The organism is Citrobacter sp. CK194 (assembly GCF_030333395.1).
GTDB lineage: Bacteria > Pseudomonadota > Gammaproteobacteria > Enterobacterales > Enterobacteriaceae > Citrobacter_B > Citrobacter_B koseri.
In genome coordinates, this window is sequence record NZ_JAOWGA010000018.1 from 212,929 (window position 1) to 238,740 (window position 25,812).

A 25,812-nucleotide genomic window follows, 5' to 3' on the forward strand; every position below is an offset into this window, starting at 1 on the left:
CCATGCCGAACTCAGAAGTGAAACGCCGTAGCGCCGATGGTAGTGTGGGGTCTCCCCATGCGAGAGTAGGGAACTGCCAGACATCAAATCAAGCGAAGGGCCCGGTCGAAAGATCGGGTCTTTTTGCGTTTACGCGCCCTGAGAACTGCTGGATGGCGGCGGTGCCTTATCCGGCTCGCGTTCCACCTGATAAGCGCAGCGCCACCAGGCAGTTAGTGAATGACTTGCGATAAAAACGCCCGGGTGCGCTCTGATTTAGGATGGGCAAAGAACTCTTCCGGTGGCGCCTGCTCAACAATTTCACCACGATCCATAAAGATCACCCTGTCTGCTACCGTTCGGGCAAAGCCCATTTCGTGGGTGACGCAAAGCATTGTCATCCCGGACTGTGCCAGACCAATCATGGTATCCAGCACCTCTTTCACCATCTCAGGATCCAGCGCGGAAGTCGGCTCATCAAACAGCATAATTTTGGGCTTCATGCATAGCGAACGTGCAATAGCCACGCGCTGCTGTTGCCCGCCGGAAATCTGCCCTGGAAACTTATGGGCGTGCTCAGCGATGCGCACACGTTCCAGGTAATGCATCGCCAGTGCTTCAGCTTCTTTCTTTGGCATCTTCCGCACCCAAATCGGCGCCAGAGTACAGTTTTGCAGTACCGTCAGATGTGGGAAGAGGTTGAAGTGCTGGAACACCATACCGACTTCCTGTCTTACCCGCTCGATATTGCGAATGTCTTCATTGAGTTCAATACCGTCTACCACAATCCGTCCTTGTTGATGTTCCTCCAGATGATTAATACAGCGAATGGTCGTGGATTTACCCGAGCCGGAAGGGCCACACAGCACGATACGCTCCCCCTGTTTCACGTTCAGATTAATGTCTTTCAGAACATGAAACTGACCGTACCATTTATTGACGTTTTCCAGCGTGATCATCGCGTCGGCAGGTTGAATTAATAATTGGCTCATAAAATCCTCAGTGCGGCGTACGCCCGGTGTTAAAACGTTTCTCCAGATGCTGGCTGTAACGCGACATGCTGAAGCAGAAAATCCAGTAAATCAGTGCGGCAAAAACATACCCTTCGGTCGACATCCCCAGCCATGCAGGGTCAACAGTCGCCTGCTGAACGCTACTGAAAAGGTCAAATAAACCGATAATGATCACCAGGCTGGTATCTTTAAACAGGGCGATAATGGTGTTCACCAGACCCGGGATTACCAGCTTCAACGCCTGGGGGAGAATGACCAGTCCCTGGGTTTTCCAGTACCCGAGCGCCAGAGATTCCGCGGCCTCATACTGCCCTTTCGGTAATGCCTGTAACCCTCCGCGTACGACCTCTGCGACGTAGGCAGACTGAAAAAGGATCACCCCGACCAGCGCCCGGATAAGTTTGTCGATACTGGTTCCTTCCGACATAAACAGCGGCAGCATGACCGAAGACATAAACAGCACGGTGATTAACGGTACGCCTCGCCAGAACTCGATAAAGATAACGGAGAGCATCCGAACGATCGGCATATGAGAGCGACGGCCCAGCGCCAGCAAAATTCCCAGAGGAAGGGCACCTGCAATACCGACGGAAGCGATGATCAACGTGAGTGTTAATCCTCCCCATTGCCGTGTTTCTACCCGCTCCAGCCCGAAGAAACCGCCATACATCAGCCACCAGACAACAATGGGATAGATAACCGTCCATGCGGCGATATAGCGCCCGCGACGGGGCATTGCTTTCCAGAACATCGGCACAATGGAGGCCAGACCAACAAGTAATGCCAGGTTGATGCGCCAGCGTTGGTCATGTGGATAAAGCCCATACATAAACTGACCAAAACGTTCGTGGATAAATACCCAGCAGGCACCTGCTTTCGTACAATCAGCACGCGTCGAACCCACCCAGTTAGCCTGTAGAAACGCCCAGTTCAGCAAGGGGGGAATGAGTATCCACATGAGCCACAGACAAAAAAGGGTTAGCAGACTATTGGACCAGCTGGAAAAGAGATTTTTACGTACCCACAAAATTATGCGACCTGCGCCGTTATTGGCCGGGCGCATGGGATGAGACAGAAGAACTTTTGTCATCATGGTTCCTTAGCGCTCAATCAGGGCGATACGGCGGTTATAAATATTCATCAGCAGGGAAATACTGAGGCTGATGATCAGATATACCGACATGGTGATGGCGATGGTTTCAATGGCCTGACCCGTCTGGTTTAGTACCGTTCCGGCAAACAGGGAAACCATATCCGGGTAGCCGATAGCGGCGGCAAGCGATGAGTTCTTCACGATATTCAGATACTGGCTGGTCAATGGAGGAATGATCACGCGCAGTGCCTGGGGAATGATGACCTGGCGTAGCGTTACCGGATTAGGGAGGCCCAGTGAACGCGCGGCTTCATGCTGGCCGTGGGGAACCGCCTGGATACCGGAACGGATGATCTCAGCAATAAATGCCGAGGTGTATACCGAAAGCGCCAGCGTCAACGCAGCCAGTTCTGGAATTAATGCCATTCCTCCCCGGAAGTTAAACCCGCGTAACTCAGGCACATCCCAGTGTAGCGCCGCGCCAAATAGCCACTGAGCGACAGCCGGCAATAGCACGATGAGCGCCAACGCCGTAGGCCATGTTCGGCGCAATTGCCCCGTCTTAATCTGGTGCGTTTTATTGAAGCGAAAGAGCCCAGTGGAGATGACGATCGCCAGAAGGATTGCCACACAAAAAGCGATAACGCCTTCACCCAGCTGTGGTGCCGGAATATAGAGTCCCCGATTACTCAGAAAAACCAAATCCAGCGCGCTGACCGCCTGCCGTGGCCCGGGTAAATTACGCAGGACGGCAAAGTACCAGAAGAAGATTTGCAGCAATGGCGGAATATTGCGAAAGGTTTCGATGTAAATGGTCGATAACTTACGCAATAACCAGTTATCCGACAGGCGTGCAAGGCCGAGGAAAAAACCTAAAAATGACGCAAAAACAATACACAGTGCGGAGACCAACAGGGTATTGAGCAAGCCGACCAGAAAGACGCGGCCATATGTATCCCCTTGCTCGTAGTCGATCAGGTGCTGAACAATACCGAACCCGGCGCTGCGATCGAGAAACGCGAATCCTGAGGTAATCCCCCGGCTGCTCAGATTGTTAATCGTATTATGAATTAAATAGACCGCAACACTGACAACCGCAATAACGGCGAGTATTTGAAATAACCAGGCGCGGACCGCAGGGTTAGAAAAGGAGAGCATTCCTTTCACGGTTGAGCGGCGATGGGACATAAGAAAACCTCGGTAACCATAACTCTGGGCTGAGCGCCGCAGGTGCGGCGCCCGTTACATCACAACGGCTTAGCGTACGGGTGGTGCGTACTGAATGCCGCCGTTATTCCAGAGATTGTTCTGGCCTCGTTTGATCTTCAGCGGGCTTTCCGATCCCACGTTACGTTCAAAGATCTCCGCGTAGTTACCAACCTGTTTAATGATGTTGTAGGCCCATTTGTTATCCAGTTTCAGATCCTTACCGTAATCCCCTTCTTTGCCCAACAAATGCGCCATGTCCGGTGTTGCCGGATTCGCCGCTTTCTCATCTACGTTCTGCGAGTTAATTCCCATTTCTTCAGCATTCAGCATAGCGAACAGCGTCCAGCGGACGACAGAAAACCACTCATCATCACCACGGCGCACAACGGGCCCCAGAGGCTCTTTCGAGATGACTTCAGGCAAGACGATCCATTCGGCAGGGTCGCTCAGCTTGATTCGCAGGGCATATAACTGAGACTGGTCAGAAGCCAGCGTGTCACAGCGGCCCGATTCCAGCGCTTTGGCTGACTCATCAGAGCGATCAAAGGTGACCGGGGTGTATTTCATTTTGTTGGCTTTAAAATAATCGGCCACGTTCAGTTCGGTATCCGTGCCAGCCTGTATACAGACGGTGGCGCCGTCCAGCTCTTTAGCGCTTTTTAACCCCGCTTTGTTATGCGTCAGGAAACCAATCCCGTCGTAATACGTCACGCCAGTGAATGACATGCCCATACCTGCGTCGCGTGAAGAGGTCCAGGTTGTATTACGGGATAACAGATCGACTTCGCCGGATTGCAAGGCGGTGAAGCGTTCCTTTGCAGTGAGTGGGGTATATTTTACTTTTGTATCATCGCCAAAGACGGCTGCGGCAACGCCACGACAAACATCGACGTCAATACCCGTGAATTTACCGCTTGCATCTGCATAAGAAAAACCAGGCAGGCCGTCACTGATCCCACATTGTACGAATCCTTTTTTCTTTACGGCATCCAGTGTTGCGCCAGCATGCGCTTGATTTGCAACAGCAAGCAGCACGCCGACCGCAGCCAGGCTGGCTATCATCATCTTTTTCATAATGCATCCTGTGTGGAGAAATTATCGTTATAGAGAGACGTTCTGGAACGTCTTTACCTGTCTGTGGCTTTGGCCATACTCTTTTAAGCAAAGGTAGTGCCAGGTTTTGCGAACGAATGCTCGACGCAATATGCAGAGTGTAGACAGGAAAAAATAAATGCAGCGCCCTGAAATGGTGCGAAAATGAAACGTAAGCCACATTTTGGAGCAAAATATTTAAATTTACGGGCGCTGTGCGGAATAACGATTTCGCCCGTTAATATCGGCAGGATAAGTATGATAAATGCAGTTTCACTAAGACAGAATAATGAAAAGCGCCAATCTTATAGAGTAGATATGTGAGAGAAATCTATAATTGATGATTAATAATAAATCGATTGTCCAGAGCTTTGTCTTATATTAAAAGCGCGGGTTGCCGCGCTTTTAATAAAACCTATTTCGTCAGGGCAACAATCCCCAGCGTCAGGCCTGCGACAGCGGCTGCGCCACCGGCAATCGCCCCCGCTGTTTCCCAGTTATCCTGCGTGGTGCCCTTCATACAGGTATTGGTATGAACCAGACGACCCTGGTCGTCATAAACCGGAACGCAAGGAGAGTCATGCGCACACCCCGCCAGCAAGGTTGTGAGCAATGCAACAGGAATTAATCTTTTCATGGTGTTACCTCAAAAATAAACGTTTCGCTACATCCAGCAAAGTCGAATGCTCCGCTAGCTGCGAACCCGGCGCTATTTTATCACGCCTTAAAAAGACACCCGCATATGGAATAATTTCAATTCATGTGGATTGTAAAAATAATGGAGAAAAGGATGGCTAAGCGGTGCATGTCTGGCAAATAGCAGGGAAAATAAATGACTATCTTTTTAATACATAAATGGATAATTATTTTGGAAAAAGGCGCCCGAGGGCGCCGTAATTTTAGTGGTTAATCATGATGCCGGTTAAAACGACGTCTCACGACCACAAAGAAGACCGGAACGAAGAAGATTGCCAGCAATGTCGCCGTCAGCATTCCTCCCATAACCCCTGTTCCCACCGCATTTTGTGCGCCACTGCCTGCGCCATGACTGATAACCAGCGGCATAACGCCGAGGATGAACGCCAGAGATGTCATCAGGATTGGGCGTAAACGCATACGCGACGCTTCAAGCGTTGCCTCAATCAACCCTCGTCCCTCTTTCTCCATCAGATCTTTGGCAAACTCCACAATCAGGATGGCGTTTTTAGCAGAAAGACCAATGGTTGTGAGCAGGCCAACCTGGAAGTAAACGTCGTTATTCAGTCCGCGAAGCGAGGCGGCCAGCAATGCGCCGACCACACCGAGCGGTACGACGAGCATAACGGAGAACGGAATGGACCAGCTTTCATACAATGCAGCCAGGCAAAGGAAGACCACAATCAGTGAGATTGCATACAACGCCGGAGCCTGGTTGCCGGAGAGGCGCTCCTGATACGACATGCCTGTCCAGTCATGACCAATACCGTTCGGTAATTTTGCCGCCAGGCTTTCCATTAATGCCATCGCTTCCCCGGTACTTCTGCCGGGCGCCGCTTCACCCAACAGCTCCATTGAAGGCATACCGTTGTAGCGTTCCAGACGTGGTGAGCCGTAAATCCACCGTGCCGAACTGAAGGTGGAAAACGGAACCATTTCACCGTTTGCACTACGGACATACAGATTGTTGATGTCACCGGGCAACATGCGGAACGGCGCATCCGCCTGGACATAGACTTTCTTCACTCGTCCATGATCGATGAAATCATTCACGTACGTGCCGCCAAGCGCGGTGGAAATCGTCTGGTTGATGTCTGACAGGCTGACTCCCAGAGCCTGTGCTTTTTCCTGATCGACATCCAGCTTGAACTGTGGCGTATCTTCCAGTCCGTTAGGGCGTACGCGAACCAGCAGGTCAGGATGCTCTTTTATCATACCCAGCAACTGGTTCCGGGCTTTGGTGAGCTCCGTGTGGCCCAGGTTCGCCTGATCGATCAGTTCAAAGTCAAACCCCGTTGCCGTACCCAGCTCAATAATCGCGGGCAGGTTGAACGGGAAGACAAGACCATCCTTTATCTGGCTGAATGCCCTGGTTGCGCGGGCAACGATCGCTTCTACGCCATTTTCTTCGCCGGGGCGTTCTTCCCAGGGCTTCAGGCTAATAAAGACGATACCGGAGTTCTGCCCCTGTCCGCTAAAGCTAAAACCATTCACGGTAAAGACGGATTCAACGTTGGCTTTTTCCTGGTTCAGATAGTAGTTCTGAATCTGATCCAGCACCTGCTGCGTACGCGTCTGCGTCGCGCCAGCCGGTAACTGCACCATCGTCATGAATACGCCCTGATCTTCTTCTGGCAGGAAGGAGGTGGGTAAGCGCAGGAACAAAATGGCCATGCCGCCGACGATAAGGACATACAGCAGCAAATAACGCCCGGTCTTGCGCAAAATACCGCTGACGCTGTTACTGTAATGCCCGACGCTTTTCTCAAACAGCGTGTTAAACCACCCGAAGAAGCCACCTTTCTTTTCATGGTGATCGGCAGACGCAGGCTTAAGCAGCGTGGCGCAAAGCGCAGGCGTCAGGATGAGCGCAACCAGTACAGAAAGCGCCATTGCAGAAACGATAGTCAGCGAGAACTGGCGGTAAATTGCGCCAGTTGAGCCGCCAAAGAAGGCCATCGGCACAAATACGGCGGAAAGCACCATCGCGATCCCCACCAGCGCGCCCTGAATCTGCGACATTGATTTCTGGGTCGCTTCTTTGGGCGGTAGCTTTTCTTCCACCATCACGCGTTCGACGTTTTCCACGACGACGATAGCGTCATCGACCAGCAAGCCGATGGCGAGCACCATCCCGAACATTGTTAACGTATTAATAGAGAAACCGAACGCCGCCAGGATGGCGAATGTACCCAGCAGTACAACCGGTACCGCAATGGTCGGTATCAACGTCGCACGTATGTTTTGCAGGAAAAGATACATGACCAGGAAAACGAGGATGATCGCTTCAAACAGCGTTTTCACCACTTCATGAATCGATATTTTCACAAACGGCGTAGTGTCATACGGGTAGACCACTTTCAACCCTTGCGGGAAGAACGGCTGTAGTTCCGCAAGCTTCGCTTTAATGGCCGCCGCCGTGTCCAGCGCGTTCGCGCCGGTTGCCAGCTTAATACCCAGGCCTGTCGCCGCCTGGCCATTAATCTTCGTCACCATGTTGTAGTTTTCGCCGCCAAGTTCGATGCGGGCCACATCTTTAAGATGGACCATCGAACCATCCTGATTCACTTTCAGAGTGATGCGGCCAAACTCTTCAGGCGTTTTCAGGCGTGTTTGCGCGATGATAGAGGCGTTAAGCTGCTGTCCCGGGATGGAAGGCGTCCCGCCCAGTTGGCCTGCGGCAATCTGGTTGTTCTGCGTTTTCAGCTGGTTAATAACATCTAACGGCGTCAGTTGGTATTTGTTTAACGCATTGCTGTCGAGCCAGATACGCATCGCGTACTGTGCGCCAAACAGTTGGACGTCGCCGACGCCGGATGTCCGGCTGATGGTATCTTTAACGTTAGACGCCACATAATCGGAAATATCATCCTGCGTCAGGTTCTTATTGTCGGAAACAAAACCGGCCACCAGAAGGAAGCTACTGCTTGATTTCTCGACGCTGATACCTTGCTGCTGTACTTCTTGCGGCAACAAAGGCATGGCCAGTTGCAGTTTATTTTGTACCTGAACCTGTGCGATATCCGGGTCGGTGCCGGACTGGAACGTCAACGTAATGGTTACGCTACCGGACGAGTCGCTGGTGGACGACATATACATCAGGTTATCGATACCGTTCATATTCTGTTCGATAACCTGCGTTACGGTATCCTGCACCGTTTGCGCGTCCGCTCCCGGATAGGTTGCGGAAATCGCAACGGCGGGCGGCGCGATGGTCGGGTACTGCGCAACGGGCAGCTGCATGATCGCCAGGGCGCCAGCCATCATGAGAATGATGGCCAGAACCCAGGCAAAAATCGGGCGATTAATAAAAAAGTTTGCCATGTCCGGTTACCTTATTGCGCTGCATTCGCCGCAGGGGCATCGGTGGTGGCTTTAACCTGTTCGCCCGGGCGGGCTTTCTGCAAGCCGCTGACGATAACTTTGTCGCCCGGTTGCAACCCTTTGCTGATTAACCATTTATCGCCGATCGCCTGAGTAGCGATAACGTCGCGCGCTTCAACCTGATCTTTATCATTGACGAGCATCACCATCGCATCGCCACGCGGCGTACGCGTTACGCCCTGCTGTGGAACGAGAATGGCATTGGGCTGAATGCCTTCATCAATTCGCGCGCGGACAAACATACCGGGAAGCAGGGTGTGCTGAGGATTGGGGAAAACAGCCCGAAGGGTGATAGAACCGGTACTTTCATCTACCGTAACGTCGGAAAATTGCAGCGTGCCTTTCAGCGGGTACGCCTGACCATTTTCCATTACCAACTCGACGTTGCTGCGGGTGTTGTCTTTGTGCAGGCTACCCTGCTCGACGGACTGCCTGAGACGCATAAAATCGCTGCTGGACTGCGTCACATCAACGTAAATAGGATCAAGCTGTTGCACGGTCGCCAGTTCGGTTGCCTGACCATTGGTCACCAGCGCGCCTTCGGTGACACTGGATTTACCAATGCGGCCGCTGATCGGCGAAGTCACTTTGGTGTAGGCGAGGTTGATGCGCGCGCTTTCTACTGCGGCTTTTGCGGCGATAACGGCGGCATCGGCCTGACGAGCATCGGCGATGGCCTGGTCGTACTCTTGTTGGCTAATGTATTTTGTGCCAACCAGCGGAACGTAGCGTTTAACCGTTAAGTGCGCAATGGCGGCGGCAGCTTCGCTTTTTGCCAGCTCGCCTTTGGCGCTGTCGTAATCAGCCTGATAAGTCGCCGGGTCAATCTGATAAAGCGACTGGCCTGCTTCGATATCGCTACCTTCGGTGAAATTCCTTTTCAGTACAATGCCGCTGACCTGAGGCCGGACTTCCGCAATACGAAATGGCGTCGTGCGCCCCGGCAGCTCGGTCGTCACCGCTAAGGGAGCAGATTCGACTACGTGGACGGTGACTTGCGGCTCAGCAGGGTGAGCTTGCGTATCTCCCTGATCGTTACAACCGGCGAGTAACGCAGCGGAGATTATGATGAATGAGGGCAGGAGTGCAAACCTGGCATGTTTCGTCATTACTGTTCCTTAGAAAACCGAAGCTCGTTATTTACCGGATAACGGTAAGGCGTTAACGCGCACAAATAAAATAGCAGTTGGCTATCCTACAAATTATCAGCTCGTGATGTAAGCAATACTTATTTCCGGTCGTCATGCACGGCACGTAAAAGCAAAAAAAGATTAATATCCTGTCGTTTCATAATGCGGTGGAAAAGTAAAACCCTGTCTTTCATTAACACAAATAGAAATATACATTCTTTTGGTGAATAGTTTTATTTGATTCATTTGTATTTATTATTTATTTGGATGTATTGTGCGTAATAATACACGAGGGATCTCGTTTAAATAAAAATGAAGTGATACATTTGCGCGTTATCCCTGAACAGTATTTACTGTCATCCTTCGGTTTCAGACACACTTCATTATGGCCAGGAAAACAAAAGCGGACGCCCTCAGAACCCGACAACACTTGATTGAAACAGCGATCGTACAGTTCGCCTTGCACGGGGTCGGCAACACCACGCTAAACGATATTGCAGACGCCGCGAATGTTACACGGGGCGCTATCTATTGGCATTTTGAGAACAAGACGCAGTTGTTTAATGAGGTATGGGGTCAGCAACCGCCGCTACGCGATCTCATTCAGGACAGGTTAACAACGTGTGGGGGCGATAATCCGCTACAGAATTTGCGTGAAAAACTGATTGCCGCTTTGCAATATATTGCTGAGGTGCCCCGACAACAGGCATTAATGCAGATTTTATATCATAAATGTGAATTTCATAATGATATGATATCAGAGCAGGATATTCGGGAAAAAATAGGCTTCAGTTATCAGGTAATGCGTGAAGCATTACAGCAATGTATGAATAAAGGACTGATTGCGACCGGTCTTGATGTCGAGGTCAATTTAATTGTGCTTCATGGCAGTTTTAGCGGGATCGTAAAGAACTGGTTAATGAATCCTTCCAGTTATGATCTCTATAAGCAGGCGCCGCAATTAGTGGATAATGTATTAAAAATGTTAGTTCCGAATGGCAATGTGATGGTACTAACGCAGAATAACAACCCGGTCGGGGAAGCGTAACGGTTATCCCTAACTGTGCGTCGGCATAATTTGCATAGAACTGGCTGGCGTACTACTCAAGGTCGGCGCAGTTGACGAGTTTGAGCGGGTTAACCGAATTCATGTTGCGGCATTTATCGTATTCCGTTGTCATCAGTTCGATCCACTGCATGAGTAATGCGTCAAAAAGGAAAACGGAGACTGCGAAAACAACCAGCCACCAATACTTACGAATCATTGCCAAATCCTGTGTATTCATGCCCAAGCGTGCAAGGAATATACACGAAACAACGTGGCAGAAAAGCAGACTTACAATGCTTTTACTTCACCTGAGACGTATCCGTCATTTCGGTCATTCGGCTCTTTTTGGACAGGTTTGTTGTCTTGCGCTTCTTCACCTTTGCCAGTTCGTTTTCCGCATAGTGAGAGGTGACGTTCAGCCTTCTGATGCCCATTTTTACGTATTCATCGTTGATTTCGATGCCGACAAATTTTCGCCCGGTTTCCACGGCTACGGCGCCCGTCGTGAAGCTTCCGGCGAAGGGATCTAACACCGTGTCGCCCGGGTTTGAGGAGGCCAGGATGATCCGGCTCAACAGCGCTCTGGGTTTTTGCGTGGGATGGTTCTCATACTCATCCATTAAGTAGCGGACGCGGGGAAAATCCCAGACGTTTCCGGGGACTTTTTGCGTGTTGTAGGGCTGGGGCGGATTTTTGCGGTAATCGATCAACGCTCTTTTTGCGCCGGTTTTGGTTTCAACCAGGATGTCATCACGATTAAACGTATAGTTCTTCGCATCTTTTACCATCATCAGGATGGGTTCATACATTGAGCCAAAATACTTTTTGGCCTGCACGCCTGAGCTGTCGTACGACCATATGATGCGGCTTTTGATATCGAACAGTTTCCTGCATTTGAGGTCGAGATAGGGCATGTTCTCCGTGCTGTTCATGATGTACATCGTGCCGTGTTTTTTCAGCACCCGATGGCACTCATCAATGCATTCAAACAGCCAGGCCAAAAAGGTCTCTTCGTCCCAGGACTCCACCAGACCATCAAAATTTTTTCCGATGTTGTAGGGCGGGTCGGCAAAAATTAAATCGGCACTTTCCGGGGGCAGTTTTTTCAATTCTGAAAGCGCATCACCGTGAATGATCTTCTTCGATTCATCGCCAAAATATTGCGGCTCAAATCCGACATTCATGAACAAACTCCTGTCTGACGCGAATAAAAAAGGCGCTTCCCCATGCCGAGTAGCGCCTTTTTAAACAAGCAATTAGCTAATCGAAATTAGTTCATGCCGTATTTTTTCAATTTTTTACGCAGCGTACCACGGTTGATGCCCATCATCAGGGCAGCACGGGTCTGGTTACCACGGGTGTATTGCATCACCATGTCCAACAGGGGCTGTTCTACTTCAGCCAGTACCAGCTCATAGAGGTCATTAACATCCTGACCGTTCAGTTGAGCAAAATAGTTCTTCAGTGCCTGTTTAACCGAGTCACGCAGGGGCTTTTGAGTCACCTGATCCTGAGAGTTAACGGTAGAAACGGTCAGTACGTCAGAATTTACGCGTTGTTCGAACATAGTTCTGTCAGCTCTTTATTTCATTACGCAAAATTTTCGAAGTATGCCTCCAACGCCTCCAGCTGTTCGCTGGCATCCTCAATGGCGTTGAATGTGCGCCGAAACTGGTCATTTGGAGCGTGCTCCTGGAGATACCAGGAGACGTGTTTACGTGCAATTCGGTACCCTTTTGCCTGGCCATAAAAGTCATGCAGTTCCCGAACATGCGCGCAAAGCAAGCGCTTAACCTCTGCCAAAGGCAGGGGGGGTAGCAACTCCCCAGTGTCCAGATAATGCTGGATTTCCCGAAAGATCCAGGGTCTTCCCTGAGCTGCGCGGCCTATCATCAGGGCATCCGCCCCCGTATAGTCGAGCACAGCTCTGGCTTTATGCGGGTCAGTAATGTCGCCATTCGCGATAATCGGAATGGAAACTTTCTGCTTAACTGCCCGAATACTGTCGTATTCAGCATCTCCATTGAACAAACAGGCGCGGGTGCGTCCATGAATGGTCAGAGCCTGAATGCCACAGTCTTCAGCCAGTTGGGCAATCTCTACGCAGTTACGGTGTTCCGGGGCCCAGCCGGTGCGAATCTTCAGGGTGACAGGAACGTCCACTGCACTCACGACCTCGGTTAGTATCGACTTCACTAAATCCGGGTACTGCAAGAGGGCTGAACCTGCGAGCTTGCGATTCACTTTTTTAGCCGGACACCCCATATTGATATCAATAATCTGGGCGCCGCTTTCCACGTTAATACGTGCGGCATCGGCCATCTCAACAGGGTCGCTACCGGCGATTTGCACCGTGCGAACGCCTGGCTCATCAACGTGCACCATCCGTAAACGAGATTTGTCGCTTTCCCAAACCTGCGGGTTAGAAGACATCATCTCGGATACCGTCAATCCTGCTCCCATCTCATAGCACAGCGTCCGAAAAGGTCTGTCAGTAATGCCAGCCATGGGCGCTGCGATCAGGCGATTTCTAAGCTGGTATTGTCCGATGCGCATGAGTTAAGAAATGACCATACTGTGACTGCAAGGCGGCGTATATTACGCATTTTTTGCACGAGATGAAAGGCCAAACTTTGACCAATCCTCTGAGGTGGATCAAAGAATCGCAGTTAAGATGAACGATGAGAATTAATTAACTTTATAAATCATTGCGTTATAAAATGAGGCCGAATTTTTATACGCTTACAATTTTGCGTAACTTCTCATTTTTTCTTCTATGGCTGACGGCTGGACAACATAATCTGCTGATTTAACCAGCAGATTATCGTTTCATAGTGTGATCGCCGCCTCATTTCAGGACAGGATCGCGAAGCGTCGGTATCGACCATTCGTTAATGACGCGGCCATTCAAAGGCTGGACAGGGCGATTGTTGGCAGGGTGTATCGTATGGCGAAATTTTTCCAGTTGACCGGCAGAAAGCGTCATAGGCTGTTTCAGGACAATCCAGGTTACGCCTTCGCTACAGGGAGGCGTCGTTAATGAGCCACTAAAGCGCCAGTAGGTTCTGTCTTCCGGCAACAGCAGATTGATATCGACGGGGGAAAGCAGCGGTATGCTGTCGCCCGGAATTGCCGGGATGGATTGCCATAAACGTTCAATTGCCTCATTTGGCTCACCGATATCAAACATGACGGCAACAACGGCAATCTCACCTTCCTGGTTTTTGTGCGTCAGGTGCAGCTCCATCGCATAGTGTTTACCATTGATGGTATTTTCACTTGGGGCATGAAAATGAAATTCTGCTAAAGCATAAGGCTGATCGTCAATCTGAGCGGAAGCAGAAGAATAGGGGTTCATTGTTGCCTGAAGAGTGTGGTTAACGTTCAGGAGCATGTCGGCGCGATCGATGTACTGTACGTTAAGCGGCGGGAGCTGGATTTCATTCGTGGTGAGAATATCAACAGGGGACTGGCTCATCCCGGTCTGGCACAGTTTGTATGCTTTATTGATTTCACCCCAGTGTGCGGGAGAGGTGTCGCCTTCATAGCTCCAGTCAGTTGCCGAACCGGAGACGGGCATCATACAGATTGCCAGAAAGGCAGTGGCCAAAGAAATTAACTTCATGCATTTACCCGATGAATTGAAAACAATATAACATTATATAAATCAATCAATTATAAAGAATATTGTATCGGTGACGAGCAGGAGAGGAAAGCGAATCGTGTGAAAAAGGCGTGGCCAGATGACCACGCCGGAAAGGACTGATTATTTTTTACGACCGGTAATGCGGCACCACTCTTCTTTCTCTACCACCGGGTCGAGCGTAAAGAGTTCGGTATAGGCTTCGCATACGCTTTCCGCCTGGCTGGCCAGGATGCCGGAAAGCCCCAGTAAACCGCCCTCAACGGGCAGTACGCTGATTAACGGGGCCAGTTCACGTAATGGGCCAGCCAGGATGTTAGCGACCACCACATCGGCTTTCATGGCTTCTGGCTGGTCTTTGGGGAGATAGAGCTCCAGACGCTCAGATACGCCGTTGCGCTCTGCGTTATCACGGCTGGCCTGGATCGCCTGCGGATCGATATCGATCCCGATAGCTTTCGCTGCGCCCAGTTTTAATGCGGCAATCGCCAGGATGCCGGAACCGCAGCCAAAGTCGATCACCGTCTTACCGTTCAGATCAAGCCCGTCGAGCCATTGCAGGCAGAGGGATGTGGTGGGATGCGTGCCGGTACCGAAGGCCAGACCCGGGTCCAGCATGACGTTGACGGCGTTCTCATCCGGTACATCGCGCCAGCTCGGGCAAATCCACAGACGCTCGCCAAAGCGCATCGGGTGAAAGTTGTCCATCCATTCGCGTTCCCAGTCTTTATCTTCCAGTTGCTCAATCTTATGCGCGAAACCCGCGCCCAGCAGCGGATGATGCTCAAGGATTGCCACCACCTCTTTCATGTCGGTTTCGGCATCGAACAGGCCGATAACGTCGGTATCACCCCACAGACGCGTTTCACCTGGCAGCGGCTCAAATACCGGCGTGTCGTGCGTGTCCTGGAAGGTCACAGAGACCGCGCCGGTTTCCACCAGCGCATCGCTAAGTTCTTCGGCGTTCGTACCGGTCGTATTCAGTTTCAGTTGGATCCACGGCATGGCAAAACTCTTTATTTATCAGTAGTCAATAAGGTGGCTTGCTGGGCAGATGAACCAAAACGGTTTCCGGCCAGAAAAGCCAATAAACTGAGCAGTAGCGAGGGCACGATGGGGTGAAAGCCCAGGTACTGAACGTTAAAGGTGGCGAGCACGGCATACAGCACGCCGCCAATGATCATGGCGCTTAGCGCGCCTGTCGCGTTTGCACGCTCCCAGTACAGGCCCAGCACCAGCGGCCATAAGAACACCGCTTCCAGGCCGCCGAAAGCCAGCAGGTTAAGCCAGATAATCATTTCCGGCGGTTTCCAGGCCGCGAGCAGCAGCAACGCGCCTAACAGCAGCGTGATGATGGCTGACATCCGCTTCAGGCGAGTTTCGTTATGCATTTGCTCCGGGCGAATATTCAGATAGAGATCTTTAATGATCGTAGCGGAACTTTGCAGCAACTGGGCATTGATTGTCGACATAATGGCCGCCATCGGCGCGGCGAGAAAGATGCCGGCGGCAATCGGCGGCAGAACCTTAACCATCAGCGTTGGAATGACCAGATCCGGTACGGTCAGGTCAGGAATCACCGCCCGCCCCAGCGCGCCCGCCAGGTGCATACCGAACATCAGGATCGCCACCACAATCGTGCCGATGATAATGCCGCGATGCACCGCTTTACTGTCTTTATAGGAGATGCAACGCACGGCAGTATGCGGCAGGCCGATCACGCCAAAGCACACCAGCACCCAGAATGAGGTCATAAAGGTCGGTGACAGAATGTCATCCGCGCCCTGCGGCGTCACCAGTTTCGGGTCGATCATTTGCAGGGTTTCGACCGCGTGTCCGAGGCCGCCTGCCGCATGAACCACGCCGACCAACAGGACGATGGTGCCAATTAGCATGACCATGCCCTGCATCGTATCGTTGAGCACGCTGGCGCGAAAACCGCCAAATGCGGTATACAACGCGATGCTGACGCCAAAGATTAACAGCCCTGTTTCGTAGGGGATGCCCGCTGCGGTCTCAAGCAGGCGCGCGCCGCCAATAAACTGTACGGTCATCGCCCCGACGAAAGCCACCAGCAGGCTGAGGCTTGCCAGCCAGACCAGCAGACGGCTTTGATAGCGGGCAAACAGCATATCGTTAAGGGTGACGGCGTTGTAGCGCCGCGCCAGAATAGCGAACTTCTTACCCAGAATACCCAGCGAGAGCCAGACGGCGGGTAACTGGATCATCGCCAGCAATACCCAGCCCAGGCCGTATTTATAGGCCGCGCCCGGGCCGCCGATAAATGAGCTGGCGCTGATGTAGGTGGCGGTCAGCGTCATCGCCAATACAATTCCGCCCATCGAACGGCTACCGAGGAAATACTCATTCAGGAAGGTGCCCGTCGTCCTTTTTCGCATGGCATAGACCGACAGACCAAACACCACCAGCAGATAGGCGATAAGCGGCAGAATGACTTCAAGCTGCATCATCGTCCTCCAGAGGAATGTCGCGATAGATAAATTTCACCATAGCCCAGCACAGTAAAATGAAAACAAGCGGCGTCAGCAGGCAGGCCATTTCAAACCAGTGTGGAAGGCCCGTTATGCCGGGTGCCGCGCCTGGTAAGTAAGCAGTCACCAACCACGCAGCCAGATACAGAAGGGTCAGCCACAGCGCCCAACGCGCCTCTTTGTTGGCCTGAACAAAACGCGTGTCCATTTTTTGTCCCTTGTGGATGAAGAAAGCGGGGATTGTACCTTATGGGATGTACCGGAGGGAAAAAAACAAAAGGCCGGAAAACCGGCCTTTTTCAGTTAACGCACGCTTATTTTTCCTGAAGACCGAGTTTCTTCTCCAGATAGTGGATGTTGGTGCCACCGTGCTGGAAGTGCTCGTCGTTCATGATGCGGGTTTGCAGGTCAATGTTGGTTTTGATGCCATCAATGATCAGTTCCTGCAATGCGTTTTTCATACGGGCAATCGCCACGTCACGGTTTTCACCGTAGCAGATCAGCTTGCCGATCATGGAGTCATAGTACGGCGGTACGGTGTAACCCGCGTAGATATGGGACTCCCAGCGTACGCCAAAGCCGCCCGGCGCGTGGAAACGCGTGATTTTACCCGGGCTTGGCAGGAAGGTGTTCGGGTCTTCGGCGTTGATACGGCATTCTACCGCATGGCCTTTCACCACAACTTCTTCCTGCTTGATGGACAGCGGCTGGCCTGCAGCGATACGCAACTGTTCTTTGATCAGGTCAACGCCGGTGATCATTTCAGTAACCGGGTGTTCTACCTGAATACGGGTGTTCATTTCGATGAAATAGAACTCGCCGTTTTCGAACAGGAACTCAAACGTACCTGCTCCGCGATAGCCGATATCGACACACGCTTTGGAGCAACGCTCGCCGATGTAACGACGCAGTTCCGGGGTAATGCCCGGCGCTGGCGCTTCTTCGACCACTTTCTGGTGACGACGCTGCATGGAGCAATCACGTTCAGCCAGATAGATAGCGTTACCCTGGCCGTCAGCCAACACCTGAATTTCGATGTGGCGTGGGTTTTCCAGGTATTTTTCCATGTACACCATGTCATTGCTGAAGGCTGCTTTCGCTTCCGCTTTGGTCATGGAAATGGATTGCGCCAGTTCGGCATCGCCGCGCACAACGCGCATGCCGCGACCGCCGCCGCCGCCGGACGCTTTGATAATAACCGGGTAGCCGATGCGTTTTGCAATGGCGCGGTTTTTATCCATATCGTCGCCCAACGGGCCGTCAGACCCCGGTACGCATGGAACGCCAGCCTGCTTCATTGCGCTGATTGCGGACACTTTATCGCCCATCAGGCGGATGGTGTCGGCTTTCGGGCCAATGAAGATAAAGCCGGAGCGTTCAACCTGCTCAGCGAAGTTGGCGTTCTCAGACAAGAAGCCGTAACCCGGATGGATTGCCACCGCGCCGGTGATTTCAGCGGCGCTGATGATAGCCGGGATGTTCAGATAGCTTTTTACGGACGGAGCCGGGCCAATACAGACCGTCTCATCCGCCAGCAATACGTGTTTTAAATCGCGATCCGCGCTTGAGTGCACAGCCACGGTCTTGATACCCAGTTCTTTACAGGCACGAAGAATACGCAGTGCAATCTCGCCACGGTTGGCGATGACAATTTTATCCAGCATGTTCGCCTCGTTATTCGATGACGACCAGCGGCTCGTCAAATTCTACCGGCTGACCACTTTCGACCAGAATTGCTTTCACCACGCCGGATTTATCGGCTTCGATCTGGTTCATCATTTTCATGGCTTCAACGATGCACAGGGTATCGCCCGCGTTAACTTTCTGACCGACTTCGACGAATGCTTTCGCATCCGGGCTCGGGGTGCGGTAGAAAGTACCAACCATTGGGGAACGTACGATGTGACCACTGATTTCCGCTGATGCAGCAGGCGCTTCCATTGCTGGAACAGCCGCCGGAGCGACAGCGTTAGACAGAGCTGGCTGCTGCATTGGCGCAGCATAAGCTTGTTGCATCACTGGAAAACCTGCGTTTGGCGCGGTGCGGCTGATGCGCACAGACTCTTCGCCTTCAGAAATTTCCAGTTCGGAGATGCCTGATTCTTCAACCAGCTCGATCAGTTTTTTAATCTTACGAATATCCATGAGTGGGTTCCGTACTCTTTGTTTAGTGTGATTGTGACAGGCGTTTTACCGCCGTCTGTAAAGCGTATGAGTAACCGTCAGCGCCGAATCCGCAAATAACGCCAGCCGCAATATCGGAAAGATACGAATGCTGGCGAAACGGTTCCCGCGCATGTACGTTGCTCAGGTGAATCTCGATAAACGGGATGCTCACCGCGAGCAGCGCATCGCGAATCGCAACACTGGTGTGCGTAAACGCGGCCGGATTAATCAGGATATAGTCCACAGTGTCTTTAGCCTGATGAATACGGTCGATGAGTGCGTACTCCGCGTTAGACTGCAAATGATCCAGCGTCACATTCAGCGCGTCGGCCTCTGCATTCAAACGGTTAACAATTTCCGTTAATGTCAGGGTGCCGTACTTATCGGGTTCACGGGTGCCGAGCATATTAAGGTTCGGACCGTTTAAAAGCAAAATGTGTAATTTGTCGGCCATCGTGCAGCTATCTCCTGCGATTCTCCGGTAAAAAACAAAATATACCTTTGATGCGCGATTGTCACCCTTTCAGCGGCTTAAAAACCCTGTCCGGGAAACCAAGGTCGCACATTATAACGATTTCGTAGCAATTGGCAGCTAAATACTGGTCTTATCAGGGAAGATTATCAACTGCTAACACGCAAAGACCCAAGGCGAGTCCTGGTTTTGCAACAAACCGCACATAACGGAGGCGTTACAGCATTTTGCCCGCAAACGACCGCCACCACTGGCGAAATGTCTTGTAGCGCCAGGCTAAAAGCGCCAGCGCCAGCAGGGCATAAATGACCGGCTGCGGCGATAAAATTTTTACCGACCACAGATAATGAATGGGAGCCAGAATCGCGACAAGATAAACGAAGTTATGCAAACGTTGCCAGCGTTTCCCCAGTTTTCGTTGCGCCGCCTGCGTGGAGGTCAACGTAAGGGCGAATAAAATGAACCAACTGATAATGCCCAACGTTAAATAAGGACGAGTGATTAACTCCTGGCCCAGCAGCGCCAGATTATTTATGCCCAGTTCAAGTAGCGCATAGCTGGTTAAATGCAGCGTGGCCCAGGCGAAGCACCATAACCCTAACAAGCGGCGGGTGCGGATCAATAATGGTTGTTTAGCGTAGCGCGCCAGCGGTGAAACCAGCAAGGTGGCGAGCAAAAATTTCAGCGCTGTCCTACCGGTAAAGTGTTGAATATCTTTGACCGGATCGGCGCTGAGCCCTCCCTGATTCACCGCCCAGACGAGCCAGAGAAACGGTAATAATCCGGCAAGATGCAGCAGTACTTTTAGCCAGACGATCTGTTTTTGTGTCAGACGCACTTAGAAATTCTCCCGCAGATCCAGACCGCGATATAAAGACGCCACTTCACTGGCATAGCCGTTAAACAGCAGCGTCGGCTGTCTTTGTACATCCAGAATGCCGCCTGCGCCAATAAAACGCTCGGTCGCCTGTGACCAGCGCGGATGATCAACGTGCGGATTCACGTTGGCGTAAAATCCGTATTCGTTTGGCGCGGCCAGATTCCAGGTGGTCGGCGGGCGTTCGCGGGTCAGTTTAATACTGACGATCGACTTAATCCCCTTGAACCCGTATTTCCACGGCACCGTCAGACGGATGGGGGCGCCGTTTTGCGGCGGCAGCGCTTTACCATAGACGCCGACAGTCAGCAGCGTGAGCGGGTGCATTGCCTCGTCCAGACGCAATCCTTCGACGTAAGGGTATTTTAGCCCGCCGCCGATAAAGCGATCTTTTTGTCCCGGCATATCATCGGGCGCGTAGATCGTTTCGAACGCCACATAGTTGGCATTGCTGGTGGGTTCGACCAGTGCGAGCAGTTTATGTAAGGGGAAGCCAATCCAGGGAACCACCATCGACCATGCCTCAACGCAGCGCATACGATAGATTCGCTCTTCCAGCGGGAAACGCGTCGTGAGCGCATCGTGATCGAGCGTTAAGGGTTTCGCTACTTCGCCGCTAATTTTCAACGTCCAGGGATCGGTTTTCAGGCTACCCGCGTTGGCGGCCGGGTCTGCTTTATCGAGGCCGAATTCATAGAAATTATTATAACCGGTGACTTTGTTTTCCGGCGTTAACGGGAGGTCGTTTTGCCAGGCGGCGGGTTTGCTGAAATCAAGCGGCTTACCGGCAGGCGCAGGGGGACGATCGTTGCCTTTAAACCAGCTCAGCAGGTCGGCCTGGGCGGTAGCGGGCAGAGAAAGGGCGGCCGCGCTGATACCTAAAGCTTTCAGTACCTGGCGGCGCTGCAACATAAAAACGGACTCCGCGGTTACGTCGGCTTCCGTCAGTTTTTTCATTTTCATAGCATCCTCCGTCATGCGTTTTTTTAAGCATGACGGAGGCGAAACGTTAACGCGAATATGTCACGAAAATTTGAAGATTAGGCAATCTTCACCAGCGTACGGCCCTGTGCCTGGTTATTGATGATGGCATCGGCGAATTTCGGCGCGTCTGCCAGCGTGATTTCTGTTGCAGCCTGCGCATAGAAAGAGGCTGGCAGGTCGTTGACCAGGCGTTTCCAGGCTTCTGCTCGGCGGGCAGGCGGGGTCATCACGGAATCCACGCCCTGCAAGCGGACATTACGCAGAATAAACGGCATGACCGTGGTGGGGAGTGCGAAGCCGCCCGCCAGACCACAGGCCGCAACGCAGCCGCCGTAGTTCATCTGCGCCAGCACTTTCGCCAGCACTTTATCGCCAACGGTGTCGATGGCCCCGGCCCAGAGTTGTTTTTCCAGCGGGCGGGATTCGGCAAACTCATCGCGCCCCAGAATGCGGTTGGCGCCCAGGCTACGCAGGTAGTCGTGGGTGTTTTCGCGTCCTGACACGGCCACAACCTGGTAGCCCAGCTTATGCAGCAACGCAACGGCAGTGCTGCCCACGCCGCCGCTGGCGCCGGTCACGACAATCTCGCCATCTTCAGGGCGAATGCCCGCGTCTTCCAGCGCCATCACGCACAGCATGGCGGTAAAACCGGCGGTGCCGATAATCATCGCATTTCGGCTATCAAGACCTTTCGGGAGAGCAACCAGCCAGTCGCCTTTTACGCGGGCGCGCTCAGCCAGGCCGCCCCAGTGGTTTTCGCCCACGCCCCAGCCGGTCAGTAAAACCTCCTGACCGGCATGGAAGCGGGGATCTTCACTGGCGCGTACGGTTCCGGCGAAATCGATGCCAGGAATCATCGGAAAGTTACGGATGATTTTCCCTTTCCCGGTGATGGCCAGAGCATCTTTATAGTTCAGGCTGGACCAGTGGATATCTACCGTTACATCCCCTTCCGGTAGCCGACTTTCTTCAAGGGTCTGAACGGAAGCAAGGGTTTTACCGTCCTGCTGTTCTAAGATCAAAGCCTGCATAACCTGTCCTCAATTTGCATAGTGGATTGGAAAAATATTTATGAAGACTATACTCGCTAATCAAAACGTGATGCCGATTCAACGCAATAAATTGCCAGATAGACCTGATTTGGTAGTATGCCCGCTTAGCTGTGCAATTTAACGGACTTCGCGTTCAGAGTTGCTCTTTCATGTCGTTTATAACTGTCGGAGTTAACACACGGATGCGATTAACGACGAAATTCTCAGCCTTTGTCACGCTGCTTACCGGGTTAACGATTTTCGTTACGCTCATCGGCTGCTCGCTGAGTTTTTACAATGCCATCGAGAATAAATTCACCAGCCGCATTCAGGCGGTCGCCACCGCTATTGACACGCATCTTGTCTCCTCTGATTTTGTCACGCTAACGCCGCAGATTAATGAACTGATGGTATCGGTCGATATCGTGCGCGTCGATTTGTTGCAGGATGGCCGCCAGGTGTATAGCCATTCGCGCAACAGCAGCTATCGGCCAGCGGGAAGCAACAACCTGTATCGTGAGCTGACGATTCCGCTGGTAAAACATCCCGGCACCTCGCTGCATGTGGTGTTTCAGGACCCGATGGGCAACTATTTTCACTCGCTCGTGACCACCGCGCCGCTCACGCTGGCGATCGGCTTTATCGTTCTCATCTTGTTCTTATCGGTACGCTGGCTACAGCGCCAGCTGTCCGGGCAGGAGCTGCTGGAAATTCGTGCAACGCGTATTCTGAACGGCGAACGCGGGCCGAATGCGCGAGGGTCGGTCTATGAATGGCCCGCGCGCACCAGTAGCGCGTTGGATATGCTGCTGTCTGAAATTCAGTTTGCCAGCGAACAGCGCAGCCGTTTGGATACGCTTATCCGTTCTTATGCGGCGCAGGATGTCAAAACCGGGCTGGGCAATCGCCTGTTTTTTGATAACCAACTGGCGACGCTGCTGGAAGATCAGGAAAAAGTGGGATCGCATGGCGTGGTGATGATGATCCGCCTGCCAGACTTTAACCTGCTTCACGACAGCTGGGGGCGCGATCTCGCGGAAGAACAGCTGTTTGCGCTGATTAATCTGCTGTCGACATTTATTATGCGCTACCCGGGTTCGCTGCTGGCGCGCTACCACCGCAGCGACTTTGCCGTCCTGTTGCCGCACCGCACATTGAAAGAAGCGGAGAGCATCGCCGGGCAGTTATTAAAAGCGGTAGATGCATTACCGGTTAATAAAAAGCTCGATCGTGACGATATGGTACATATCGGCATTTGCGCATGGCGTAGCGGTCAGTCAACGGAGCAGGTGATGGAACATGCCGAAGCCGCGACCCGAAATGCCGTGTTGCAGGGAGGGAACAGTTGGGCGGTGTATGACGATTCGCTGCCGGAAAAAGGCCGTGGCAATGTACGCTGGCGCACCCTTATTGAGCAGATGCTCAGCCGGGGCGGGCCGCGGATTTATCAGAAACCGGCGGTAATGCGTGAAGGACGTGTACACCACCGGGAACTGATGTGCCGTATCTTTGACGGCGCCGAAGAGGTGATTTCGGCGGAATACATGCCGATGGTATTGCAGTTCGGTTTATCGGAAGAGTATGACCGCTTGCAAATTAGCCGTTTGATCCCGCTGCTGAAATACTGGCCGGAGGAAAATCTGGCGATGCAGGTAACGGTAGAATCGTTGATCCGCCCACGGTTTCAGCGCTGGCTGCGTGATACGTTGATGCAGTGCGAAAAATCGCAGCGAAAACGTATTATTTTTGAACTTGCCGAGGCAGATGTTTGTCAACACATCAGTCGGTTACAGCCTGTTATTCGTTTAATGAATGCGCTTGGCGTTCGGATCGCGGTGACACAGGCGGGTTTGACGCTGGTGAGTACCAGCTGGATTAAAGAACTTAATGTGGAATTACTGAAACTTCATCCGAGTCTGGTAAGAAACATTGAGAAACGAACGGAAAACCAGTTGCTGGTACAGAGCCTGGTGGAAGCCTGCACGGGAACGCATACGCAGGTTTACGCGACAGGCGTCCGTTCGCGTAGCGAGTGGCATACGCTGACGGGGCGCGGAGTGGCGGGCGGACAGGGGGATTTTTTTGCCTCCTCCCAACCACTTGACACCAACGTGAAAAAATATTCGCAAAGATACTCGGTTTAACCTGCCGTTTAATTTGTTTTCACGTAGAATAACGCGCGCTGTGCCTCATGGGGGTGTGCTTGTCTGCTCGCCAGATTGTTGCAGCAAATATGCAGGTAAACGACCTTTTACAGGTTGCAAATGAAGGCCAGGATTGCTGCTGATGTATTCAGTTCTGATGGACCCAGACAGAGATTTGTAACAAAGGAAACGTACTGCGCTAATTTTCACCGTAGCAGATGATTTTTGCGCCTTGTCGCTGCTGCGTGTGGTTGGTAAAGTAAGCGGATTTTGTTTTCCGCCCCAGCTTTCAGGATTATCCCTTAGTATGTTGAAAAAATTTCGTGGCATGTTTTCCAATGACCTGTCCATTGACCTGGGTACTGCGAATACCCTCATTTACGTAAAAGGACAAGGCATCGTATTGAATGAGCCTTCCGTTGTGGCCATTCGTCAGGATCGTGCCGGTTCACCGAAAAGCGTGGCCGCAGTAGGTCATGATGCGAAGCAGATGCTGGGTCGTACGCCGGGCAATATCGCTGCTATTCGCCCGATGAAAGACGGCGTTATCGCTGACTTCTTCGTGACTGAAAAAATGCTCCAGCACTTCATCAAACAAGTGCACAGCAACAGCTTTATGCGTCCAAGCCCTCGTGTGCTGGTGTGTGTACCGGTAGGAGCGACCCAGGTAGAGCGTCGTGCGATTCGTGAATCCGCACAGGGCGCTGGCGCTCGTGAAGTGTTCCTGATCGAAGAACCGATGGCTGCGGCAATCGGCGCCGGTCTGCCGGTGTCTGAAGCAACCGGTTCAATGGTTGTCGATATCGGTGGCGGTACGACGGAAGTAGCCGTTATCTCTCTGAACGGCGTGGTTTACTCTTCTTCTGTGCGTATTGGCGGCGACCGCTTCGACGAAGCGATCATCAATTATGTGCGCCGTAACTACGGTTCTCTGATCGGCGAAGCGACCGCAGAGCGTATCAAACACGAAATCGGTTCTGCGTATCCGGGCGACGAAGTGCGTGAAATCGAAGTTCGCGGGCGTAACCTGGCGGAAGGCGTTCCACGCGGCTTTACCCTGAACTCCAACGAGATTCTGGAAGCGTTGCAGGAGCCGCTGACCGGTATCGTGAGCGCGGTGATGGTTGCGCTGGAACAGTGCCCGCCGGAACTGGCGTCTGATATCTCCGAGCGCGGTATGGTGCTCACGGGCGGCGGCGCGCTGCTGCGTAACCTTGATCGTCTGTTAATGGAAGAAACCGGCATTCCTGTCGTTGTTGCTGAAGATCCGCTGACCTGCGTGGCGCGCGGCGGCGGCAAGGCGCTGGAAATGATCGATATGCACGGCGGCGACCTGTTCAGCGAAGAGTAATCGGATAC

General features: G+C 52.3%; 24 protein-coding genes. 3 read left to right on the plus strand and 21 right to left on the minus strand.

What is annotated here, in order from left to right; genetic code table 11:
* Positions 1–212: 212 nt before the first annotated feature.
* The 7 genes from OGX80_RS12730 to OGX80_RS12760 form a co-directional block, all read right to left on the minus strand.
* Positions 213–971: an amino acid ABC transporter ATP-binding protein gene (locus OGX80_RS12730; RefSeq protein WP_012135408.1), complete on the minus strand. Its 759-nt coding sequence runs from the start codon at positions 969–971 to the stop codon at positions 213–215.
* A 7-nt stretch (positions 972–978) separates the two neighbouring features.
* The gene (locus OGX80_RS12735) at positions 979–2,082 is read right to left on the minus strand and encodes an amino acid ABC transporter permease (protein WP_115181054.1); all 1,104 of its coding nucleotides are present in this window, start codon (positions 2,080–2,082) and stop codon (positions 979–981) included.
* Positions 2,083–2,091: 9 nt separating this feature from the next.
* Positions 2,092–3,273: an amino acid ABC transporter permease gene (locus OGX80_RS12740; RefSeq protein WP_058668172.1), complete on the minus strand. Its 1,182-nt coding sequence runs from the start codon at positions 3,271–3,273 to the stop codon at positions 2,092–2,094.
* A gap of 69 nt (positions 3,274–3,342) precedes the next feature.
* A complete protein-coding gene (locus OGX80_RS12745; protein WP_012135405.1) occupies positions 3,343–4,368 on the minus strand; it encodes an amino acid ABC transporter substrate-binding protein in 1,026 nt (341 codons plus the stop codon).
* A gap of 433 nt (positions 4,369–4,801) precedes the next feature.
* The gene (locus tag OGX80_RS12750) at positions 4,802–5,023 is read right to left on the minus strand and encodes a putative periplasmic lipoprotein (RefSeq protein WP_012135403.1); all 222 of its coding nucleotides are present in this window, start codon (positions 5,021–5,023) and stop codon (positions 4,802–4,804) included.
* Between the two features lie 269 nt (positions 5,024–5,292).
* Positions 5,293–8,406 carry an efflux RND transporter permease subunit gene (locus OGX80_RS12755; RefSeq protein WP_012135402.1) on the minus strand — a complete coding sequence of 1,038 codons (3,114 nt, stop codon included), beginning with the start codon at positions 8,404–8,406 and terminating at the stop codon, positions 5,293–5,295.
* A gap of 11 nt (positions 8,407–8,417) precedes the next feature.
* Positions 8,418–9,575, minus strand: a complete 1,158-nt coding sequence (locus tag OGX80_RS12760; RefSeq protein WP_115181055.1) for an efflux RND transporter periplasmic adaptor subunit — start codon at positions 9,573–9,575, stop codon at positions 8,418–8,420.
* A gap of 406 nt (positions 9,576–9,981) precedes the next feature.
* Here OGX80_RS12760 and envR point away from each other — a divergent pair, with 406 nt between their 5' ends.
* Positions 9,982–10,644 carry an acrEF/envCD operon transcriptional regulator gene (gene envR, locus OGX80_RS12765; RefSeq protein WP_110123633.1) on the plus strand — a complete coding sequence of 221 codons (663 nt, stop codon included), beginning with the start codon at positions 9,982–9,984 and terminating at the stop codon, positions 10,642–10,644.
* Positions 10,645–10,696: 52 nt separating this feature from the next.
* Here envR and OGX80_RS12770 read toward each other — a convergent pair whose 3' ends face one another.
* From OGX80_RS12770 to acuI, 14 genes are all read right to left on the minus strand, one after another.
* Complete coding sequence (locus tag OGX80_RS12770; protein ID WP_047460895.1) at positions 10,697–10,861, minus strand: DUF2556 family protein; 165 nt, start codon at positions 10,859–10,861, stop codon at positions 10,697–10,699.
* Positions 10,862–10,943: 82 nt separating this feature from the next.
* Positions 10,944–11,828 carry an adenine-specific DNA-methyltransferase gene (gene yhdJ, locus OGX80_RS12775; RefSeq protein WP_115181056.1) on the minus strand — a complete coding sequence of 295 codons (885 nt, stop codon included), beginning with the start codon at positions 11,826–11,828 and terminating at the stop codon, positions 10,944–10,946.
* A gap of 86 nt (positions 11,829–11,914) precedes the next feature.
* The gene (fis, locus tag OGX80_RS12780) at positions 11,915–12,211 is read right to left on the minus strand and encodes a DNA-binding transcriptional regulator Fis (protein ID WP_000462905.1); all 297 of its coding nucleotides are present in this window, start codon (positions 12,209–12,211) and stop codon (positions 11,915–11,917) included.
* A gap of 23 nt (positions 12,212–12,234) precedes the next feature.
* Positions 12,235–13,200 (minus strand): tRNA dihydrouridine synthase DusB, encoded by a 966-nt coding sequence (gene dusB / locus OGX80_RS12785; RefSeq protein WP_115181057.1) that lies wholly within the window; start codon positions 13,198–13,200, stop codon positions 12,235–12,237.
* Positions 13,201–13,492: 292 nt separating this feature from the next.
* Positions 13,493–14,269 (minus strand): carbonic anhydrase, encoded by a 777-nt coding sequence (locus OGX80_RS12790; protein WP_115181058.1) that lies wholly within the window; start codon positions 14,267–14,269, stop codon positions 13,493–13,495.
* Between the two features lie 141 nt (positions 14,270–14,410).
* Complete coding sequence (gene prmA, locus OGX80_RS12795) at positions 14,411–15,292, minus strand: 50S ribosomal protein L11 methyltransferase (RefSeq protein ID WP_047460904.1); 882 nt, start codon at positions 15,290–15,292, stop codon at positions 14,411–14,413.
* Between the two features lie 11 nt (positions 15,293–15,303).
* Positions 15,304–16,755 carry a sodium/pantothenate symporter gene (gene panF, locus OGX80_RS12800; RefSeq protein WP_115181059.1) on the minus strand — a complete coding sequence of 484 codons (1,452 nt, stop codon included), beginning with the start codon at positions 16,753–16,755 and terminating at the stop codon, positions 15,304–15,306.
* On the minus strand, positions 16,745–16,987 hold the full coding sequence (locus tag OGX80_RS12805; protein ID WP_012135393.1) for a YhdT family protein: 243 nt from the start codon (positions 16,985–16,987) through the stop codon (positions 16,745–16,747). Before OGX80_RS12805 ends, panF begins: the two co-directional genes overlap by 11 nt.
* A gap of 106 nt (positions 16,988–17,093) precedes the next feature.
* Positions 17,094–18,443 (minus strand): acetyl-CoA carboxylase biotin carboxylase subunit, encoded by a 1,350-nt coding sequence (gene accC / locus OGX80_RS12810; RefSeq protein WP_012135392.1) that lies wholly within the window; start codon positions 18,441–18,443, stop codon positions 17,094–17,096.
* A gap of 10 nt (positions 18,444–18,453) precedes the next feature.
* On the minus strand, positions 18,454–18,924 hold the full coding sequence (gene accB / locus OGX80_RS12815) for an acetyl-CoA carboxylase biotin carboxyl carrier protein (protein WP_012135391.1): 471 nt from the start codon (positions 18,922–18,924) through the stop codon (positions 18,454–18,456).
* Positions 18,925–18,946: 22 nt separating this feature from the next.
* Positions 18,947–19,399: a type II 3-dehydroquinate dehydratase gene (aroQ, locus tag OGX80_RS12820; RefSeq protein ID WP_012135390.1), complete on the minus strand. Its 453-nt coding sequence runs from the start codon at positions 19,397–19,399 to the stop codon at positions 18,947–18,949.
* A gap of 235 nt (positions 19,400–19,634) precedes the next feature.
* Positions 19,635–20,255 carry a protein-methionine-sulfoxide reductase heme-binding subunit MsrQ gene (msrQ, locus tag OGX80_RS12825; RefSeq protein WP_058668165.1) on the minus strand — a complete coding sequence of 207 codons (621 nt, stop codon included), beginning with the start codon at positions 20,253–20,255 and terminating at the stop codon, positions 19,635–19,637.
* Positions 20,256–21,257: a protein-methionine-sulfoxide reductase catalytic subunit MsrP gene (gene msrP, locus OGX80_RS12830; RefSeq protein ID WP_024130995.1), complete on the minus strand. Its 1,002-nt coding sequence runs from the start codon at positions 21,255–21,257 to the stop codon at positions 20,256–20,258.
* A gap of 77 nt (positions 21,258–21,334) precedes the next feature.
* Positions 21,335–22,309 carry an acrylyl-CoA reductase (NADPH) gene (gene acuI, locus OGX80_RS12835; RefSeq protein WP_115181060.1) on the minus strand — a complete coding sequence of 325 codons (975 nt, stop codon included), beginning with the start codon at positions 22,307–22,309 and terminating at the stop codon, positions 21,335–21,337.
* 203 nt (positions 22,310–22,512) lie between these two features.
* Here acuI and csrD point away from each other — a divergent pair, with 203 nt between their 5' ends.
* Both csrD and mreB read left to right on the plus strand, forming a co-directional pair.
* Positions 22,513–24,453, plus strand: coding sequence for an RNase E specificity factor CsrD (csrD, locus tag OGX80_RS12840; protein WP_047460917.1), 1,941 nt, complete (start codon positions 22,513–22,515; stop codon positions 24,451–24,453).
* Positions 24,454–24,760: 307 nt separating this feature from the next.
* Entirely contained in the window at positions 24,761–25,804 is a 1,044-nt protein-coding gene (gene mreB / locus OGX80_RS12845) for a rod shape-determining protein MreB (protein ID WP_000913396.1), read from the plus strand.
* Positions 25,805–25,812: the final 8 nt, after the last annotated feature.